Here is a 17,745-nt window from a genome sequence, read left to right as displayed (position 1 = left end):
CTTTCCCATGCTGGAACGCCTGCTCAACCAGACACTGCGCACGTCCATCGCCAGGCGCTGGCTAGTGGTTGTGGCCGCCGTGCTGATCACTCTTTGGGGCCTGTCGATCCTCAGCCGGATGCCCCTGGATGTCTTTCCCCAGTTCGCCCCTCCCCAGGTGGATGTGCAGACCACAGCCGATGGTCTGGCACCAGAAGAGGTGGAACAGCGCATCACCGTGCCGATCGAATCGGCCGTCAATGGCCTGCCGGGTGTGGAAACGGTGCGCTCCTCCTCGAAGGTGGGTCTCTCGATGGTTCAGGTGGTCTTCGATCAGAGCGCCGACATCAATCGGGCGCGGCAATCGGTGGCGGAACGCCTGCAACAGATCGAGGCAGAGCTGCCTGCCCAAGCCAGCTCCCCGGCAATCTCACCCCTCGTCTCTCCCCTGGGCACGATCCTGCAGTACGCCTTCACCCTGGAGGGCGGCGGCCCCACGACGCCGATGCAGTTGCGCCGGATCGTCGCCACCACCTTCAACAACCAGATCCTGGAAGTTCCCGGTGTCTCCCAGGTGACCCTTTATGGCGGTGAGGAGGCCCAGCAGCAGATTCAGATCGATTCTCAGCGACTTCAGGCCCGCCAGGTGTCGTTGCAGGCCGTGGCTGAGGCGGCAACGGCCGCCAGTGCCAATGCCCCGGGCGGTTTTCTGATCGCCGGCGGGCAGGAGAAGCTGATCCGCGCCAGCGGCCAGGCGGGCAGTCGTGAGGATCTCGCTGATTCCGTGGTGACCAACAGCCAAGGCCAGGCGCTGCGGATCGGTGATGTTGCCGAGGTGCGGCTGGCCAGTGCCCTGAAGCGCGGTGATGGCAGCTTCAACGGCAAGCCGGCGGTGGTGCTGATGATCAACAAACAGCCCGACATCGACACGCCAAGGGTGACCCGTGAGGTGGAGGCCCGGATCGCCGCCCTCAGCAAGACTCTGCCGGGTGACATTGAGGTGACGCGCACCTTCCGGCAGGCCAATTTCATTGACACGGCCATCAAGAACGTCAGTGCGTCCCTGATCGAAGGGATCCTGATCGTGTCCGTGGTGATGGTGCTGTTTCTGATGAACTGGCGAACCGCCGTGATCACCCTCAGCGCCATCCCCCTGTCGCTCGTGATCGGGCTGATGTTGATGCGCGCCTTCGGGCTGGAGATCAACACCATGACCCTCGGTGGTCTGGTGGTGGCGATCGGCTCGGTGGTCGACGACGCCATCGTCGACATGGAGAACTGCTACTCCGGGCTGCGCCGCAACCAGGTGGCCGCCCAGCCCAGAAATCCCCTGCAGGTGGTGTTCGAAACCTCCGTGGAGGTACGCCAGCCGGTGCTCCTGTCCTCCGTGATCATCGTGGTGGTGTTCGCCCCGATCTTCAGCCTCTCGGGAGTGGAAGGGCGGATCTTTGCGCCGATGGGTCTGGCCTACCTGTTCTCGATCGCGGCGTCCAGCCTGGTGGCGCTCACGCTCACGCCAGCGCTCTGCGCCATCCTGCTGGCGAACACACGCCTTCCAGCCGAGAACACCTGGGTGGCCACCTGGGCGGAGCGGGCCTACAGGCCCTTGCTGGAGTTCTCGCTGCTGTCGCCCAAGCGGGTACTGGCCGCTGCTCTGGCATTCGTTGTGGTGGCCTGTGCCATCTTGCCGAGCCTCGGGCGGGTGTTTCTACCGGAGTTTCGTGAGAAATCTTTGGTGAACTCGATGGTGCTCTATCCCGGAGTGTCCTTGGAGATGACCAACCGCGCTGGGCTGGCGTTGTCCAACACCCTCAAGGCCAGCCCTTTGTTCGAGTGGGTGCAGGTGCGAACCGGCCGGGCCCCTGGTGATGCCGATGGAGCAGGCGTGAACCTGGCCCATGTGGATGTGGAATTGAGCGACGAGGCGATGAAGGATCGCCCTACTGCCATTGCCGAACTACGCAACGCCTTCCTGAAGCTGCCCGGAGTGGCTCCGAACATCGGCGGTTTCATCTCCCACCGGATGGATGAGGTGCTCTCAGGAGTCCGCAGTGCGATCGCCATCAAGATCTACGGCCCCGATCTGGCGGAGCTGCGCAGGATCGGCGAGCAGGTGCGCGATGCGATTGAGCCGATCCAGGGAGTGGTGGATCTGCAGCTCGAACCCCAGTTGCCGATCCAGCAGGTGCAGATTGCCTTCGATCGCAAGGCCGCCACGGCCAACGGGCTGACGATGCAGCAGCTCGCCGATGCGGTGGAGATCGCCCTGAACGGCAAGACGGTGGGCCAGGTGGTGAGCGACGGCACCGACCGCACCGATGTGGTGGTGATGCTCCCCGAAGACTCCCGCAACAATCTCGATGCCCTGCGAGCTCTACCGATCGCTACCCCCGCAGGCACCATGCTGCCGCTGGGAAGCCTGGCCCGCATCGACTACGGCCTGGGCGCCAATGTGGTCAACCGGGAGGACGTATCGCGGTTGATCGTGGTGTCCACCAACGTCAGTGGTCGGCCGCTGGGCACGGTTGTCGCCGACATTCAGAACACCATCGACAGCAAGATCAAACTGCCAAGCGGCTATCTGATCCGCTACGGCGGCCAGTTTGAGTCGGAGGAGCGGGCCACCACCAACCTGCTGCTCTACAGCCTGTTGGCCATGGTTGTGATCGCCGTATTGATGTTCGTGGCAGTGAAATCACTACCGGCCACGCTCGCGATCCTGATCAACCTGCCGCTGGCTCTAGTCGGGGGTCTGGTGGCCATCCTGCTCACCGGAGGGGTTCTCTCGGTGGCCTCCTTGATCGGCTTCATCACCCTGTTCGGTGTGGCGGTCCGCAATGGCCTGCTGCTGGTTGACAACTACAACCGCCGCCATGCGGAAGGCATGGAGCTCAAGGAGGTGATCCGCGCTGGCAGCCTGCAGCGCCTCAATGCGATCTTGATGACGGCCCTCACCTCTGCCCTCGGCACGCTGCCCCTGGCTTTGGCCTTTGGGGCCGGAAACGAGATCCTGCAGCCCCTGGCGATCGTGGTGCTGGGTGGTCTGATTACCTCCACCCTGCTGACCCTGTTGGTTCTCCCTGCGCTCTACGCCCGTTTCGGCCGCTGGTTGCTGCCCAGGGCTATCTCTGAAGCATGAGAACAGAGCGTCCAGGGCAGTTAGCCGGCCTCGGTGCAGCCGTGCTGTTCGGCTGCAGCGCGCCGCTGATCAGCACCCTCACCGGCTCGGGCTCGGCCCTGAGCATCGCCGGGCTGCTCTACGCCGGCGCCACCCTGGGCTTGCTGGCGGTGCGGTTGGTTCGCGGTAACCGGGCGGAAACCCCGATCCGCCGTGAAGACTGGCCGGCCCTTGCCGCGCTCACCTTGCTGGGTGGCGTGGTGGGTCCAGTCGCGCTCGTGCTGGGTTTGGCCCGCTTGCCGGCTGCCACCAGTTCGCTGCTGCTCAACCTCGAGTCCGTGTTCACCCTGGCCATCGCCGTGCTGCTGGGGCGTGAGCACCTGGGCCGACGGGGCCTGGCTTCGGCTCTTCTCACGATCGTTGGTGCTGTGGTGCTTTCGCAGGGATCACTCAGCGGAGCCAATGCCCTCGGCGGCGCCCTGCTCGCCCTGGCCACCCTCGCCTGGGGCATCGACAACAACCTCAGCCAGCGCCTGAGCCTGCGCGATCCCATCCAGATCGCCACCGCCAAGGCGGCGGGGGCGTCACTGCCCATGCTGGTGTTGGCCTTGCTGCTGGGGCATGCCTTCCCGCCACTGCCGCTCACCCTGGCGCTGCTTGGCATCGGCGCCCTGGGCTACGGCATCTCGATCTGGCTGGATCTTCTGGCCCTACGCGACCTAGGAGCCGCCCGTGAAGCCGTGCTGTTCTCCACCGCTCCGTTCGTAGGGGCACTGTTTTCGGTTGTCGTTCTGCGGGAATCCCTCTCCGCACCCTTGCTGCTGGCGACGGGGCTGATGGGCTCCGGAGTGGTGCTGCTGCTGCTCGAGCAGCACAGCCACAGGCATCGCCACGAACCGCTGCTTCATGCCCATCGCCATCGCCACGATCCCAGCAGTGGCGATCCTCACCACGAGCACGATCACACCCCGGAAGAGTTGAAGGGTCTGCCCAGCGAGCACCCCTTCTGGCATGCCCATGAGCACCGCCATCGGGAGCTGGAGCATGGCCATCCGCACGTGAGCGACGCCCACCATCGGCATCGGCACTGAACTCAGAGTCGGACGTGACCTTCAATCGCGGCAAGATTTGGTTGTGTCCTTTTTTTGTCGAAGCCAGGATCTGGCATCACGGCTGAGCAGGCAAATGCCCGGGGCCAACGCACTGGGCTTTGCTGTATTTACCCCTGTCTGGTGAGCACGTGCTGCATCACCTCCAACAATCCATCGGTCAGTGGTCGATGGCAGCCCAGGCGGTCGATCCAGATTGCTCCAACCAACAATTCCTCAGCGCTGACGAGGGCCATGTCTTGGCCCTCCAGCAGCTGCAGCTGCTTTAGCGGCACCGACAGCTCGGTCCGGAACACATGGGCCGTGCGCCGGTGGATGTGATTCAACCTCACCAGCTCCACAGCGAGGTGCTGCTAGTTGATTGCCTCTAGCGCTGCCGCCCTAGCGCCGGATCGGCTGCAGGAGTTTTGTAGTGAGCTGATGGCTTACGACGCCTGTTGATAAAGCTCCTCCAGCCGCTCCCGGCTGAAGTCGACGTAGAGGACCTCGTCACCGGGCTCGGGAGCCTCGGGATGGCGCCTTGGCTTGCCGCCACTTCTTTGGGATGCAAGAGAAGCGGAGCCGCGTAGGTTCTGACTCATCAAGGCAAAAGCTCCACCGGCGATGAGCGCAAAGAAGATCAGGTAGACAGCAGCCAGGAGGTCGTTCAAGGGGTGGAAAGCTCTTGCCGTAAACCTAGTGCAAAGAATTGTTAACTGCTGGCCACTTTGCCGCAATCCCATGAATCCAATCCCTCAAGTTTTGAACTGAACAGCGGAGACTCGCAGCAGCGCCTGGCCTGCAGTCCCCGCCGATGTGGCTGCGGAAAATCGGCAGAGGGGCTTGAGAAGCAGCACGGTTCCCATCCGAGTCCCCTGTGCTGATGAGGCTGGAGGCTTAGCTGGCTGTGGAACGAGCGCGAACTAGCAGGCCATCCGTCGGCGAGGGGCTAGGAATGACCCTGAGCGTCAGGTCCTGATCCGCCTCCAGCGCCAAGGTCACCTGTTTGAGCAGCCCCACCGCCAGCAGCCGGATCTCCAGCTCCGCAAGCGCCTTGCCCAGGCACACCCGCTCACCACCTCCATACGGCAGCAAGGTAACCGTGGTGTCACCGTCCAAATGTCGCTGCGGCCGGAAGATTGCCAGATCCTCCGTATCGGCCCCATGGCGCTGGCTGGCAGCGATGCTCACCTGCACCACCCGATCGGCTGGTACCAGTACACCCGCCAGGGCAATCGGCTCCCGGGTGCGGCGGAAGAAACCACCCACCGGCGGGGTCAGCCGCATCACCTCCTTCACGACCGCATCGAGCCGCGGCGCCCGCGTGGCGTCGGTGACGCTCCCAGCCGCCCCCTCCTCAGGCGGCCACGGCAAGACGTCGAGTTCCTCCCTTAGCCAGTCCAGCTCGGCTGGGTGTTGCAGCAGGGTCAGAAGCAGACAGCTCAGGGCGGAGGCGGTGGTTTCGTAGCCGGCAAACAGCAGCAGCAGAAGCTGCTCCGCCACGTCGTCGTCGCCCAAGGGGAGACCGGCTTCATCCAGGCCACCGGCCAGCAGATCAAGGCCGCCAGCGGCGATGGGTGCTCCAGAAGCCATGGCGGCCTGCGCCTTCTTGAGCACAGCGCCTAGGCGCTTGAGCAGACGTTGGCGGGCTTGGCGGGCACGGGCGTAGGGGCTGCCGGGCAACGCCAGGGGAAGTGAGAAGAGACCCTGGCACCAGGTTTCAAAATCCACGAACAGGGCTTCGCGATCGATGGGGTCAAGCCCCAGCACCGTGCTCGCAATCACGCTGAAGGCAAAACGCCGCAGCTTTGGCACCAGGGCCACCGGCGCGTCTGAAGCGAGCAGCTCCTGGCTGAGCTCTTTGACCAGCGCCACGATCGTCGGGCTGTAGCGCTTGAGGGCAGCAGAGGCGAACAGCTGGCCCACCACCCGGCGGCGGGCTTTGTGGTCGGCGCCGTTGCGGTTCGCCAACGACAGGGGCCCCAGCAGCTCACGCACACTGTCGGGCCACCAGCCCTGAACCGCATCGCCCTGGGCAAACAGGTCGCCGATCGCCTGACCGCCGCGAATGAATACGGTCCGTTGCCCCAGCAGGCTGGTTTCGTACACATCCCCGTAGCGCTCGAAGCGGGAGCGGGCGAAATCAGGATCGCGAAAGAAGGCAAGGGTCTCGAGCACTCCGCTCAGCGCTGGCGTGCTCGGCAGGGGCTGGAGGGTGGCGGGATCGAGGGGCACCAAAGGCTGCTGTAATAGCGCCAAGGATGTCGGATCACAGCCCGCACCGCGCCGCCACAGCCGCATGCAGCGGCTCAGAACAACAGGTTGCTCAGAAGAGTAAGACGATGGAGAGGCTCACCAAGGCCAGTCCTGCCAGACCGGTGGCAGCGAGAAGCGAAAAGGATTGGACCACCGGCAGCTCCAGCACGGCCAAAACCTAAAGCAATCCTTAAGGCCCGCAGTCATTCCGGCCTGCTAACGCTGCAATCCTTCACGGCAGCGGAGGCCCGGCGAGAGGCAGCGATCCCTGCAGCGCGGGCCAGCCAGGATTTGCGGGTGATGGGGCTTGGGCTGATCCGCACCTGACAATGGCGTTCAGCTGATCGAAGGACAGGGGTTCGAGATCCAGATTGATCCCCCAAATCGCGGCGACATGCCGATCGACCAGCGCCAATCGGCCTAGGACTAAGTGGAGATTAAAAGCTGAAAGTTCGCCGTCGGTGCTCCATTTCAGGCAAGTGATAGGCATACAGCAGCCTGCGCTGATCGATCTGTTGGTCACTGGGCGGCCCGGAGGCATCAGGCCGCTAACGGCGGAGCTGGGAAGACCGTTAGGCAGTCCTCCACCACAAGGCTGTGCTCGGCCTGGTTGTCGACCCTGAACCGTCCCCAGGTCGCCATGGGGTCGGAGCTAAGCGCTTCCGTCGGCAATACAAGGCGTTGGCCGCCGTAGGTGAGCCCTACACAGGTGAGACTGGCGTCGTCGCCCAGCAGGCTCCAGAGCACGGAGATCAGGCTGCGGTCGTAGGGCGCAGAACTCAGCTCCTCAGGACAATCGACGATCGAGCCCGGCTTCAAGGTGAGGTGCAGGCCACGCTCCCAGCTCAGGAAGGTGCCGTCGTGGGTGGGGTAAAACCAGCAGGTGGCGTTGCTCAGCTCGCTGAGCGCCACGCGATCGAGGCACCGCAGGCAGGTTGGGTCCTCCGGATCGCCCTGGTAGACACCGAGCCAGTGGTGCCGGGGTTCGATCCGAACCACTAGGGCGGCGCAGAGCAACTGAGTGCCATCACTGCTGCGGCGTTGCTCCCCGGTAAGACGACCATCGAGGGGAAGCAGCCCCAGATCGGGATGCTCAGCGCCCCGGTTGAAGATCCGCAGAGCGAAACCAGTGGAGGGCCCTGCGGCCTGCGCTTGCTGCAGAACCTCAAGAGTCGAGGTGGAATCAGGCAGCTGTGGTGCAGGGGCCACCACAAAGATCAGCGGTGGGTTCATGGCGATAGCCGGGAGTGAGGGCAATAGCTGGTTAGCCAAATAATCAAACGTTGCAGGGAGCAAGCAAAAGCCAAGGATGCTTCCAGCAATTTGCCCCTACCGACTCGGTCCCTGTTGATCGAGGGAGGTGAGTCAAGAGGAAGAAGGCAAAAGCAACACGCCCGCTCATCCGCGGGCGTTGGAGTTGACGGTCACCGGGATGGCGCGCAGCTCGCCAGCGTCCAGTGAGGAGAAAGCAGGCTCAAAGTCATTGGTCGCGCTGAGGTCGTCGAGCACGACCGGCACGATGCCGGCATCGAAGGAGAAGCGACCGGGGCCGTTGAACAGCAGGGCGAGGCTGCCGCCAAGATAGAGGACCACCAGCTCAAGCACATAGATGTTGAATCCGGCAGTGGAGATGTGCTGATAGGCCGCCACCGTCATCGTGCCGCTGAGGGCCAAGGCACCCACGGGCGTAAGCAGGCCGAGAATCACCAGCCAGCTGCCGATCAGCTCCGAGAAGCCGGCGGCGTAGGCGAAGAACAGCGGGAAGGGCAGGTGCAGCGAGGCCACATAGGTGTTGGCGAACTGCTGGGGATCGGCGAGCTTCTCTTGGCCGTGGTGAATCATCAGTCCGCCGATGCTCAGGCGCAGCAGCAGCAGACCGACGGAAGCCAGCAAACCTGGGCGCTGCAGGTAGGCGCGGACGGCAGGCGCCACTGCTGCTACTAGCCCAGCCAGAGGTGCAGACCTGGAGGCAGGAATGTCAATCGCGACGAACCTGTTCATCGAGATGAACCAAAGGGCGACACAGGCGGCCATGAAGCCGCCGAACAGTTCGAGCAGGGTGTACGTGGACATGGGGCGGGAGGTCGTTTTCAAAAATCATGGCAAGCTTCATTAAGGAACGTGAAGCGCCGCGGACATCCATCCCAGCCCTGTAATGGCAGAGCTTCCGGGCGGCGACTCGGTGCCCCAGGCCTCACGGAGGCTCCGCCAGGCCGCCAGGATGTAACTAGTTCGTTACAAACCGATGACCACTGGCGAGCTGTTCCTTGAGAGCCTGAGCTCCGGGGTTATCACCCAATCGGAGATCGACTGGCTGCTGAGCCAGCAAGATCACTTCGCCAGGACTGAGCAGGCCGCGATGCAGCGGCTGGGCCGCCTGCTCGATCAAGGGGAGATCCAGCTGGGCTGCCGGGTCGCACCGCAGCCACATCTGCAGCTCCAGGTGCTGAACGAGTGGACCGAGCCGCTCGGGCCAAGGCGCCGATCCTCCCTGGCCCTTTCTGCCTGACGACAAGTCGACAGGAGGGGCATTTCCAGTTGTTCCGGCTGGATCGCCCGCCCATCAGCGCTGAAAGCCAAACGGCTCAATTGTGCGGCTAGCCGCCAGAATTGAAGCTTGCACAGGCCCTTTTTAGCTTAAGACTATTTGCAGCGTGGATATATAAATTGTTCTTGAAATAGGAAGATGCAGCATAAACACTCGGATCACATCTCTGTGAGTGGCAAGACAGCAGGCATGAAACAGCCCATCCCTTTGCAACTGTCTCGCAGCATGCTGGATGCCGCTGGAATATCAGTTTCGTTGCATAATCTTGAGAGAATACCTACCAAAAACAAACTTCTAATTGTCAGCAACCATCGCAGCCTGCTGGATGCTCCACTGCTGATGACGGCGATCGGCCGCCCTGTGCGATTCGCCTGTCACTATTACATGAGTCAAGTGCCGCTACTGCAGCAGGCAATTGCCTTGATGGGCGCCTTTTCGCTCGAGGCAGATCAGAGAAGGCAGGCATCGTTCTTCCGGCAGTCGGCCACGTTTCTGCAAGCCAATCAGGTGGTGGGCGTGTTTCCTGAGGGTGCGGATCCGATGGTGAAGGTCAACGCCCCTCAGCAGCTCAGCCCGTTCTACAGGGGTTTTGCCCATTTAGCCCTGAGGGTGCCGGTGGATGGCCTTGCGATCCTGCCGATTGCCATTGCTTCAAGGGAGGAAAAACGGGGAAAGCTTGCTCCGCTTGCCTTGTTTCGGCGCTTTGATCCATCAGAAGCACTGTTTCAACGCGATGGCTGGCATTCTGCAATCCTCTATCGGCATGTTGATGTTCTCTTTGGCCATCCTCTACTGATCGACGAGAGTTGGAAATCTCGGTATCGAGGTAGCGGCGGAGCTACTACAGCGCGAGAGCTCACCCAAGCCTGTTGGAGCCAGATCGCTGAATTGTTGGCCCGCTGATGCTTATTAGTACTCCTTGATCATGATCGCCACCCCGACGTTTTTGCGGCTCCTTGCTTGTACACCTGTAACGGCATCACGACCGCTGTTTGTCTTTTTGCCGGGCATGGACGGCAGTGGTGCGTTGCTGCAACCACAGGTTGCTGGACTCAGCACTGGCTTTGACATTCGTTGCTTGTCTATTCCTCCAGACGACCTCAGAGGATGGGAAGAATTGACCGAGCATGTCGCCGCACTGATCCAGATGGAGCAGCAACGGCATCCTGGGCGAAAGACCACAGTTTGTGGTGAATCGTTTGGTGGTTGTTTGGCGTTGAGATTGATCACACGCTTTCCGAAGCTGTGTGACCAACTGATTCTGGTCAATCCCGCCACCTCAGCGCAGCGTCAACCCTGGATCGGTGCCTGCAGCTCTTTGACTCAGCTGCTGCCCACGCCGATTTACCAGCTTTCCACCTTCAGTCTGTGCAATCTGCTGATTGCATCCCATCGGGTCAGCAGGCCCAGGCGGCATCAGCTGCTGGCCGCCATGCAGGCTGTGAGGCCTCAAAGCGCTGCCTGGAGATTGGCATTGCTTAAACAGTTCCGCCTGGAGGATCTGCCCCTGGATCGCGTACGTCAGCCTGTTTTAATCCTGGCCTCAGAAGCGGATCGACTCCTGCCCTCTCAACGCGAAGCGAAGCGATTGGCACGCTTTCTTCCAGAAACCACAATCGTTCAGCTTCCGGATAGTGGGCATGTCTGCCTTTTGGAGAATCAACTCAATTTGTCTGCCATCCTCAAGTCGCAGGATCTGTTTTCTGATCTGCCGGCGTCCACGTTGCCACTAGGCGCGCCAGCCGTGGCGGCTGCAGCCCTCTAGTAGCCCGATTGCATGGGTGAAGCCTGCGACACAGGCAGGTGGAACCTTGCGGGAAACCGGCCGCGCCTCGCGTTGCAAGTGCTTAACATTTTGCAACATTGCATTAAGACCGTGGATCGCGCTCTCAGCCGCCAGTTCGCCGTTGAGACTCAGGCACGAGCCATCGATGCCTGCAACGACCTTGCCGAGCTCAAGCGAATCGCCAAAACCCTGCTGTCGGCCTGGCATCTGCAGACCGACATGACGCGGCACTTTGGCGCCCAGGCGCTGGGCATTACCCCGCCATCGCCATGAGCCTGTCCACGCTGGCGGTGGGTCTGCTGGCGCTGAGCGACCCGTTGGGGTTGCTCAGCGTTGTGGGTCAAGCCGGTGCCGGCAGCGATTCCCGCCTGCGGCGCATCAGTCGTCTGGCGGTGCTCACCTACCTGGCTGTGTTGCTGGTGGCCTGCTGGTGGGGTTCGGGCCTGCTTGGGTTATTCGGGATCAGCCTGCCGGCCTTCCGGATTGCTGGTGGCCTGATCCTGCTGCCGTTGGGGTTGAGGCTGCTGGAGGGGCGTCCGGCGCTGCTGGCAAGCCCCTTGGCGGATGACCCGGCAGCGGCGATTGTGCCGATCGGGGTGCCGTTAATGGCAGGCCCCGGCACGATCTCACTGGTGGTTGCGGAAGCTCCCGACGCCTGGAGCGGGCGACTGCTGGTGAGCCTGGTGATCGGCGCCATGGCTGTGGGGCTCTACCTGTTCCTGCAGCTCACGCCGAGGCTGCGGGGCTGGCTGGGTCAGACCCGCGAACGGGTGCTGCAGCGCTTGATGGGTCTGTTGATCACTGCGGTAGCGGTTCAGATTCTGGTGAATGGGCTGAAGGGCTGTTTCCCGATCCTGGCTTGAGGGGGGCTGGGTGGGGCAGAGAATGAGCCTGGCCAGTTCCTGATCGCTACCCAACGCCATGCCTGCTGATGTGGTGATCGAGGGGACAACGCTGCGATTGGCAAGGCGAAGCGATGTCGCCGTTGCCCTGCGTGTGGCAGCCCATTTCCAGCGCCGCATCGCTGAGGACGACTGGCGCCCCTACCAGAGCAGAAAGGATGCGGTACGGGCCTGGAGCCGGCTGGGCGGCATCCGCCTTCAGGTGATGGAAGCGCTGAGCCTGTTGAACGAGTCCTGAAACTCTGCTGCGCCCACAGCACAAGGGCATTACGGGCACGCAGGGCAGATCGGCTGAGAGCCGGGGTTTGCTGGTCCCTGGGCTCACCAAAGGCCTGGCAGCAGCCTGGCGCTGCGCTGCTGCCAGGCGCTGAATTCAGGGTATTTCGCTGCCATCTGCTTTTCCTTCTGGCCGATGCGCTGCAGGTAGATCAGCAGCACCAGAGCCGGCACGAGGTAGGCCCAGATATTGCCGGCCACCACCGCGAAGCTGAGGTAGCGCAGCAGATCGCCCAGGTAGTTCACATGGCGCACGCGCCGCCAGATGCCATCGCTCACCAGGCCAGCACCCATCGCTTTAGCGGTGGTTTTCTGCGCATCGGCGCTGGCGTTGATCAGGCTGCCGAAGCTGAATAGCACCAGTGCCAGGGCCACGGCGGCCTGGGATATAGGCACGGGATTGAGAAAGGCCAGCAGCCCCGGCAGGCTGTAGAGCACGCCGATGAAAAGCAGGGCGAAGCCAAAGCTCACCACCCCTACGCGCTCGTTGAACAGTTGGCGGGCCCGCTCGGGAAACAGCCACTGCTCCAGCAGCCACCAGAGGCAGTAGCTGATGTGCAGGCTGAGGTAGAGCACCTGGCGCATGTCCTGCACCCCGATCACTGCCGCCAGCACCAGCAGCAGCACAATCGTGAGTGCCTTGGCGGTGTTGATCGCCGTGAGTTGGCTCCAGCCCATCAACACATCCTTGTTGGCGTCACCCTACCGGCGCTGCCAGTTGGGCCAGGGCCGCCGTGGCTGTGCTTGCCACGCCATCCTCAGCGGCGAGCACCTGCTGCATCACCGGCTCCGGCCCCGAGGCGACTTCAATCGCCATGGCTGGCGATCAGGCTTGTGCGGACCGCCGCTGCTGTACGGCGACAAACGCAGCGCCACCGCCCGCCAGAAGTAGCCCACCGCTGATGGCCAGAAGTACCAGGGTCTGGAGCAGCAGCAGGAAGATTCCGAGCGCCGAACCAGCCACGATTTGAATTCTGGCCTTGATCAGCAGGGTGAGCAGCAACAGCACGGTGCCTTTAAGAGCCAATACCTGGGCTGTAGTGAACAGGCAGAAGGGATTGAAAAGCACGGCGAGAGTAAGAGCTTGTCCCATCGTGGCGGGTGATAGATCGAGGTAGGGCCCCCAGCCAATAAAAAAGCCCCCTACTGATAGGGAGCTTTTGAGATTCCGTTATTGCCCAGCCGTAGCTGGGCTGTTGACTATCAACCGATTACAGGGGCGGTCAGTGCCACGGGGGTGGCAGTAGCAGCAGCCAGGTCAAGCGGGAAGTTGTGAGCGTTGCGCTCGTGCATCACTTCCATGCCCAGACCAGCGCGGTTCAGCACATCGGCCCAGGTGTTCACCACACGGCCTTGGCCGTCGAGGATCGACTGGTTGAAGTTGAAACCGTTCAGGTTGAAGGCCATCGTGCTCACGCCAAGAGCGGTGAACCAGATGCCAACCACGGGCCAGGCAGCCAGGAAGAAGTGGAGGCTGCGGCTGTTGTTGAAGGAGGCGTATTGGAAGATCAGGCGACCGAAGTAGCCGTGAGCAGCCACGATGTTGTAGGTCTCTTCCTCTTGGCCAAACTTGTAGCCGTAGTTCTGGCTCTCGCTCTCGGTGGTTTCACGAACCAGCGAAGAGGTAACCAGTGAACCGTGCATGGCGGAGAACAGGCTGCCCCCGAAGACACCAGCCACTCCCAGCATGTGGAAGGGGTGCATCAGGATGTTGTGCTCAGCCTGGAACACCAACATGTAGTTGAAGGTGCCGGAGATGCCAAGGGGCATGGCGTCCGAGAAGGAGCCTTGACCGAAGGGATACACCAGGAACACAGCAGATGCTGCAGCCACAGGAGCGCTGTAGGCGACGCAGATCCAGGGGCGCATGCCCAAGCGGTAGGAAAGCTCCCACTCGCGTCCCATGTAGGCGTAGATGCCGATCAGGAAGTGGAAGACCACCAGCTGGAAAGGACCACCGTTGTAGAGCCACTCATCGAGGCTGGCGGCTTCCCAGATGGGATAGAAGTGCAGGCCGATGGCGTTGCTGGAAGGAACAACAGCACCGGAGATGATGTTGTTGCCGTACATCAGGGAGCCAGCTACGGGCTCACGGATGCCGTCGATGTCGACGGGGGGAGCAGCGATGAAGGCAACGATGAAGCAGATGGTGGCAGCCAGGAGGCAGGGGATCATCAGCACACCGAACCAGCCCACGTAGAGGCGGTTGTTGGTGGAGGTGACCCAGTCGCAGAACTGGTTCCACGCAGAAGCGCCTTGGCGCTGCTGAATAGTGGTTGTCATGAGAACGGTTTGGGGAAGGGCTTGCCTGACTCAGCCGAAAGGCTTTGCAGGAAAGCAGTAAGTAGATGCGGGGCGGGAATCCGCTCGCTCATCTAAACGTAACACCAGTTCACAATTGCCACCCAATCCAGAGGCTCAATTGGACGACAGCAAAGCTGATGGCACCGATAAGCCCGGCTAATCACGCCCTATCCGGCGGTCGCTGCAAAGGTCCATCGCCCAATCGACCATCGACATCCCCAAGCTGGTTCTGCTGCTGGCTGGTGATCCTGGGGCCTTCACGCCTCTGGGCGCCCTGGCCCTGGCCGGCGCGATGGCCAAGGCGGCCCACCAGCAGATCCTCACGGCTGGCCTGAACATCTACCTGCTGGAACTGGTAGTGCTCCACCTAGGAGAAAGCCTTGTCCTGCGCTTCAACGGGCCGGGTCACTTTTCCTTTGATGCAGGCATGGGGAGCCAGCTGATCTCCGGACTGGATCAAGACGGTGGCTTCGGGGCCTCTACTCCGGCGGTCATCGCAGTGAAGGCCTTCCGCCAGGCCGATTGAGTGGAAAGAGAAGGGCTGCTGCCCACGGATTCGCAGCCCTCAGCCGCGACAGCGCCCAAAGCAGTCACATTGCGTTACAATTCTGGCAACAAACCGCAACACTCATGGCTGACCCCACTCCCCGCTTCGGTTTCGTCGCCTTCGCCGAAACCTGGAATGGCCGCCTGGCCATGCTCGGCTTTGTGATCGGCCTAGGCACCGAGCTGCTCACCGGCCAGGGCATCCTTTCCCAAATCGGGCTCGGTTGATCTCCATGGGTACCGACTCCTACACCGCCATCACCCTCCTGCTGTTTGGTGTCTGGCTGATCAGTGCCCTAGTGCTGCAGCCCAATATCGCCGACTGACGCCAGAGGGCTTCCGCTTCGTTTCACACCCCCCAGGAGATCCCCATGACCAACACCCCCGCCAACGAACAGCTGCTCAACAACAGCCCAGAACAGCTGACCCTCGTGGCCCAGCTCAAGCGAGCTGAACTGTTTAACGGACGTGCCGCCATGCTCGGCATCGTGATCGGCATCGTGGTGGAAGGTCTCACCGGCTTTGGCATCGCCCACCAGATCGGCCTCGGCGCCTTGGTGGATGGCTACGCCGCCTGCCGCACCCAGTTCCTGCCGTTCTGTTTCTGAGCCTTCTTCAAAAGCTTCGCCCGACCCCCTCGAGAAGGCACCACGGATGAGCAGGCAAATGCCCGGGGCCAACGCTCCGGGCTCTGTTGTGGGGATTGAGCGAGTCAGTCCAGCCCACCCAGGCGAATGAGTCCGCCCACCACCACAAAGGCAATCGCCAGGGCGGTGATGCTGCGGATGTGCCAGGCCAGGCCGCTCAGGTTGGCGTCTCTGAGGATGGGAATGAGCCGCACCTGGGGTGAAGTGCCAGGGCGGCGGTGCCGGCGAGTAGTAGGAGCTTCACGGCCACCAGCAGCGGAAACACAGACACGGCAGCGACTGGGCAGCTGTTTCCACGATTGGTCCATCCGGCTGAAAACCCTTGCTGCCACCGTCTGTGGCAAGGACTAGAAATCACAGCCAAACTTTGGGGCAGAAATTCTTTGGCCCCATGCCGAATCGCCTCACGGCAGCTGCCGCCGTTTCCGCCCTCTGCCTCACCGCCGCCGGCCCAGCAGCTCTGGCCTGCTCCCGCGTCACCTGGCTCGGCCCAAACCAACAGGTGATCACAGGACGTTCGATGGACTGGCCCTATGGCTTCAACTCCCACTTTTATGTGATCCCCCGCGGCGAACGGCTTAACGGAGCCGGCGGTGTGAACTCCCTGAGCTGGACCAGCCGTCACGGCTCGGTGGTGGTGAGTGGCAGCACCGAACCCGGTGGCGCCATCGACGCGGTGTTCGACGGCGTCAACGAGCGCGGGCTCGCCGCCAACCTGCTCTATCTGGCTGAGAACGATTTCGGCCTGGCGACGGCACCCGCTGGCCGCCCCCGCCTCTCTTTTGCCGCCTGGACGCAATATCTGCTCAGCCAGTACGCCACGGTGAAGGAGCTGGTGCAGGCCGTGAAGGCCGATCAGATCCAGATCGTGCCAGTGCCCTTCGGCCCCGGTGGCAAGGCCAAGGCGACCGTGCACATGGCCGTCTCCGATGCAAGTGGCGATTCCGCCGTGATCGAATACCTCAAGGGCAAACCTGTGATTCACCACGGCAGCCAGTACCAGGTGATGACCAACAGCCCGGTGTACAGCGAGCAGCTCAAACTCAACGCTTTCTGGAGCACCAAGGACCGCACCCATGAGCTGCCGGGCTCAATCCAGTCGCCGGATCGCTTCGTTCGCGGCTCCTACTACAACGAACAGCTGCCGCCCACCAGCGATCCCCGCCAGGCCCTGGCCGGGGTGATGAGCGTGATGCGCAACATCTCCGTGCCCTGGGGCACTCCGGATCCGGAGCACCCGAACATCTCGCCCACCTGGTGGCGCACCCTGATCGATCAGAAAAACCGGGTGTACTACTTCGACTCAGCCCTCTCGCCGCAAATGGTGTGGGTGAATCTCAACCAGATCGATCTGGCGCCTGGCAGTGGCGTGCGCGCCGTTCAGATTGAAGGCAATGACGCTCTGCAGGGCAATGTGACCCGCCAACTGAAACCAGCAGCGACCATCACGTTCCTTGCTCCCAAGTAAGGGAGGCGATAGGAATCGCCAGCGGCAGCCTCAGTCCGATGCCTCCCGGCGCTGTTGGTGATTCACCAGTGCTGCCCCCCCCCAGCTGCGAGCACACACCCACCGCTGACGGCCAGGAACCCAAGGTCTGAAACAGCAGCAGCACGGTGGGCTTGAGGGCAAGCACCTTGGCCGTGCTGAATGTACAAAACGGGTTCAGAAGCACGGCAAAAGTATGAGGTCACCCCATGCTGGCGGGGTGAACACGACGCAGAGGGTTGTTCAGGCTCGTGGCGGTTTCGGCGGACTCCACTGCGGCCCACAAGCCCGCCAGCCCTGCTGCCGCTTCTGGGCCCAGAGCTTGACCGCCTCATCTCGCATCAGCTCCCTGCGATGTTTCAGCAGCGGTGGCTCCCCGCCGGGCATCACCTCTCCAAAAGTCACCTCCAGGCTCTGGCTCCAACGGTCGTAGCGCCGCGGCTGGAAGTGCAGCACTTGGCGGCCATCGCTGATCCAGCCCTCCTTGGGCGAGAGAGGCGACCGCTCGCGGTCACGAACCTGCATTGGGCTGCGGTCGGCTACCTCAGTCCTGGACATCACCACACTCTGCTGCCTGCTCGGCTTTGCGGCGGGCGTTGATTTTCTCCTGAACATCCCAAATTTGACCGCCTTCTATAGCCTCGTCGAGGATGCACTGAGCCTGTTCGGGGGTGAGCTTGGGGTTGTTGCGAGCACTCTCGGGGGAGTTTCGCCACTCCTCCATGGTCATAGGACGCTCTCGCTTGCGGATGTGTTTGGCCATAAAAACTCTGGGATACTAAAAGTAGTTTATTTGTCCCTGTAAACCG

The 17,745-nt window shown here is 62.3% G+C and carries 24 protein-coding genes; 12 read left to right on the top strand and 12 right to left on the bottom strand.

Features of this window, described 5'->3' with window-relative positions; all coding sequences use genetic code 11:
• The first annotated feature begins 7 nt into the window (after positions 1-7).
• Positions 8-3,118 (top strand): efflux RND transporter permease subunit, encoded by a 3,111-nt coding sequence (locus KBY99_RS03935; protein WP_254942696.1) that lies wholly within the window; start codon positions 8-10, stop codon positions 3,116-3,118.
• The gene (locus KBY99_RS03930) at positions 3,115-4,188 is read left to right on the top strand and encodes a DMT family transporter (protein ID WP_254942695.1); all 1,074 of its coding nucleotides are present in this window, start codon (positions 3,115-3,117) and stop codon (positions 4,186-4,188) included. The genes KBY99_RS03935 and KBY99_RS03930 overlap by 4 nt, the downstream gene beginning before the upstream one ends.
• A gap of 128 nt (positions 4,189-4,316) precedes the next feature.
• Here KBY99_RS03930 and KBY99_RS03925 read toward each other — a convergent pair whose 3' ends face one another.
• The 5 genes from KBY99_RS03925 to KBY99_RS03905 form a co-directional block, all read right to left on the bottom strand.
• Positions 4,317-4,532, bottom strand: a complete 216-nt coding sequence (locus tag KBY99_RS03925; protein WP_254997463.1) for a hypothetical protein — start codon at positions 4,530-4,532, stop codon at positions 4,317-4,319.
• Between the two features lie 99 nt (positions 4,533-4,631).
• Positions 4,632-4,856, bottom strand: a complete 225-nt coding sequence (locus KBY99_RS03920; protein ID WP_254931581.1) for a hypothetical protein — start codon at positions 4,854-4,856, stop codon at positions 4,632-4,634.
• 226 nt (positions 4,857-5,082) lie between these two features.
• The gene (locus KBY99_RS03915) at positions 5,083-6,372 is read right to left on the bottom strand and encodes a cytochrome P450 (protein ID WP_396123177.1); all 1,290 of its coding nucleotides are present in this window, start codon (positions 6,370-6,372) and stop codon (positions 5,083-5,085) included.
• Positions 6,373-6,981: 609 nt separating this feature from the next.
• On the bottom strand, positions 6,982-7,674 hold the full coding sequence (locus KBY99_RS03910) for a hypothetical protein (RefSeq protein WP_254997461.1): 693 nt from the start codon (positions 7,672-7,674) through the stop codon (positions 6,982-6,984).
• A gap of 165 nt (positions 7,675-7,839) precedes the next feature.
• The gene (locus tag KBY99_RS03905; protein ID WP_254942692.1) at positions 7,840-8,514 is read right to left on the bottom strand and encodes a DoxX family protein; all 675 of its coding nucleotides are present in this window, start codon (positions 8,512-8,514) and stop codon (positions 7,840-7,842) included.
• 172 nt (positions 8,515-8,686) lie between these two features.
• Here KBY99_RS03905 and KBY99_RS03900 point away from each other — a divergent pair, with 172 nt between their 5' ends.
• The 6 genes from KBY99_RS03900 to KBY99_RS03875 all read left to right on the top strand — a co-directional run bounded on the left by KBY99_RS03900 (position 8,687) and on the right by KBY99_RS03875 (position 11,915).
• A complete protein-coding gene (locus tag KBY99_RS03900) occupies positions 8,687-8,950 on the top strand; it encodes a hypothetical protein (protein ID WP_254942691.1) in 264 nt (87 codons plus the stop codon).
• A 228-nt stretch (positions 8,951-9,178) separates the two neighbouring features.
• Positions 9,179-9,892 carry a lysophospholipid acyltransferase family protein gene (locus KBY99_RS03895; RefSeq protein ID WP_254997460.1) on the top strand — a complete coding sequence of 238 codons (714 nt, stop codon included), beginning with the start codon at positions 9,179-9,181 and terminating at the stop codon, positions 9,890-9,892.
• A gap of 22 nt (positions 9,893-9,914) precedes the next feature.
• A complete protein-coding gene (locus KBY99_RS03890; RefSeq protein WP_254997459.1) occupies positions 9,915-10,754 on the top strand; it encodes an alpha/beta fold hydrolase in 840 nt (279 codons plus the stop codon).
• Positions 10,755-10,865: 111 nt separating this feature from the next.
• Positions 10,866-11,048, top strand: coding sequence for a hypothetical protein (locus KBY99_RS03885; RefSeq protein ID WP_254997458.1), 183 nt, complete (start codon positions 10,866-10,868; stop codon positions 11,046-11,048).
• The gene (locus tag KBY99_RS03880) at positions 11,045-11,638 is read left to right on the top strand and encodes a MarC family protein (protein WP_254997457.1); all 594 of its coding nucleotides are present in this window, start codon (positions 11,045-11,047) and stop codon (positions 11,636-11,638) included. Before KBY99_RS03885 ends, KBY99_RS03880 begins: the two co-directional genes overlap by 4 nt.
• Before the next feature lie 58 nt (positions 11,639-11,696).
• Positions 11,697-11,915, top strand: coding sequence for a hypothetical protein (locus tag KBY99_RS03875; RefSeq protein WP_254997456.1), 219 nt, complete (start codon positions 11,697-11,699; stop codon positions 11,913-11,915).
• Between the two features lie 83 nt (positions 11,916-11,998).
• Here the strand turns inward: KBY99_RS03875 and KBY99_RS03870 are convergent, their stop codons facing one another.
• The 3 genes from KBY99_RS03870 to psbA all read right to left on the bottom strand — a co-directional run bounded on the left by KBY99_RS03870 (position 11,999) and on the right by psbA (position 14,236).
• Positions 11,999-12,631: a methyltransferase family protein gene (locus KBY99_RS03870; RefSeq protein WP_254997455.1), complete on the bottom strand. Its 633-nt coding sequence runs from the start codon at positions 12,629-12,631 to the stop codon at positions 11,999-12,001.
• Positions 12,632-12,779: 148 nt separating this feature from the next.
• The gene (locus tag KBY99_RS03865; RefSeq protein ID WP_254997453.1) at positions 12,780-13,046 is read right to left on the bottom strand and encodes a hypothetical protein; all 267 of its coding nucleotides are present in this window, start codon (positions 13,044-13,046) and stop codon (positions 12,780-12,782) included.
• A 110-nt stretch (positions 13,047-13,156) separates the two neighbouring features.
• Positions 13,157-14,236, bottom strand: coding sequence for a photosystem II q(b) protein (psbA, locus tag KBY99_RS03860; protein WP_254997452.1), 1,080 nt, complete (start codon positions 14,234-14,236; stop codon positions 13,157-13,159).
• A gap of 313 nt (positions 14,237-14,549) precedes the next feature.
• Between psbA and KBY99_RS03855 the strand changes: the two genes are divergently transcribed.
• From KBY99_RS03855 to KBY99_RS03845, 3 genes are all read left to right on the top strand, one after another.
• A complete protein-coding gene (locus tag KBY99_RS03855) occupies positions 14,550-14,783 on the top strand; it encodes a hypothetical protein (RefSeq protein ID WP_254997451.1) in 234 nt (77 codons plus the stop codon).
• A gap of 104 nt (positions 14,784-14,887) precedes the next feature.
• On the top strand, positions 14,888-15,031 hold the full coding sequence (locus KBY99_RS03850) for a chlorophyll a/b-binding protein (protein ID WP_254997450.1): 144 nt from the start codon (positions 14,888-14,890) through the stop codon (positions 15,029-15,031).
• 143 nt (positions 15,032-15,174) lie between these two features.
• Entirely contained in the window at positions 15,175-15,411 is a 237-nt protein-coding gene (locus tag KBY99_RS03845) for a chlorophyll a/b-binding protein (protein ID WP_254997447.1), read from the top strand.
• Between the two features lie 104 nt (positions 15,412-15,515).
• On the opposite strand, the gene KBY99_RS03840 is transcribed toward KBY99_RS03845, so the two are convergent.
• Positions 15,516-15,758: a hypothetical protein gene (locus KBY99_RS03840; RefSeq protein WP_254997445.1), complete on the bottom strand. Its 243-nt coding sequence runs from the start codon at positions 15,756-15,758 to the stop codon at positions 15,516-15,518.
• Between the two features lie 83 nt (positions 15,759-15,841).
• On the opposite strand from KBY99_RS03840, the gene KBY99_RS03835 reads away from it, so the two are divergent.
• Complete coding sequence (locus KBY99_RS03835; RefSeq protein ID WP_254997444.1) at positions 15,842-16,918, top strand: linear amide C-N hydrolase; 1,077 nt, start codon at positions 15,842-15,844, stop codon at positions 16,916-16,918.
• Here KBY99_RS03835 and KBY99_RS03830 read toward each other — a convergent pair.
• The 3 genes from KBY99_RS03830 to KBY99_RS03820 are packed head-to-tail and all read right to left on the bottom strand — an operon-like array spanning position 16,896 to position 17,699.
• Positions 16,896-17,123: a hypothetical protein gene (locus tag KBY99_RS03830; protein WP_254997443.1), complete on the bottom strand. Its 228-nt coding sequence runs from the start codon at positions 17,121-17,123 to the stop codon at positions 16,896-16,898. The genes KBY99_RS03835 and KBY99_RS03830 overlap by 23 nt on opposite strands.
• Before the next feature lie 56 nt (positions 17,124-17,179).
• Positions 17,180-17,494, bottom strand: coding sequence for a DUF1651 domain-containing protein (locus KBY99_RS03825; protein WP_254997442.1), 315 nt, complete (start codon positions 17,492-17,494; stop codon positions 17,180-17,182).
• A complete protein-coding gene (locus KBY99_RS03820) occupies positions 17,481-17,699 on the bottom strand; it encodes a hypothetical protein (protein ID WP_254997439.1) in 219 nt (72 codons plus the stop codon). The genes KBY99_RS03825 and KBY99_RS03820 overlap by 14 nt, the downstream gene beginning before the upstream one ends.
• Positions 17,700-17,745: the final 46 nt, after the last annotated feature.

Origin of the sequence: Cyanobium sp. Maggiore-St4-Cus (genome assembly GCF_024345615.1) — a bacterium.
In the GTDB taxonomy this organism is placed as follows: Bacteria; Cyanobacteriota; Cyanobacteriia; order PCC-6307; family Cyanobiaceae; genus Cyanobium_A; species Cyanobium_A usitatum.
This window is presented reverse-complemented; position numbering and strand designations above follow the sequence as displayed.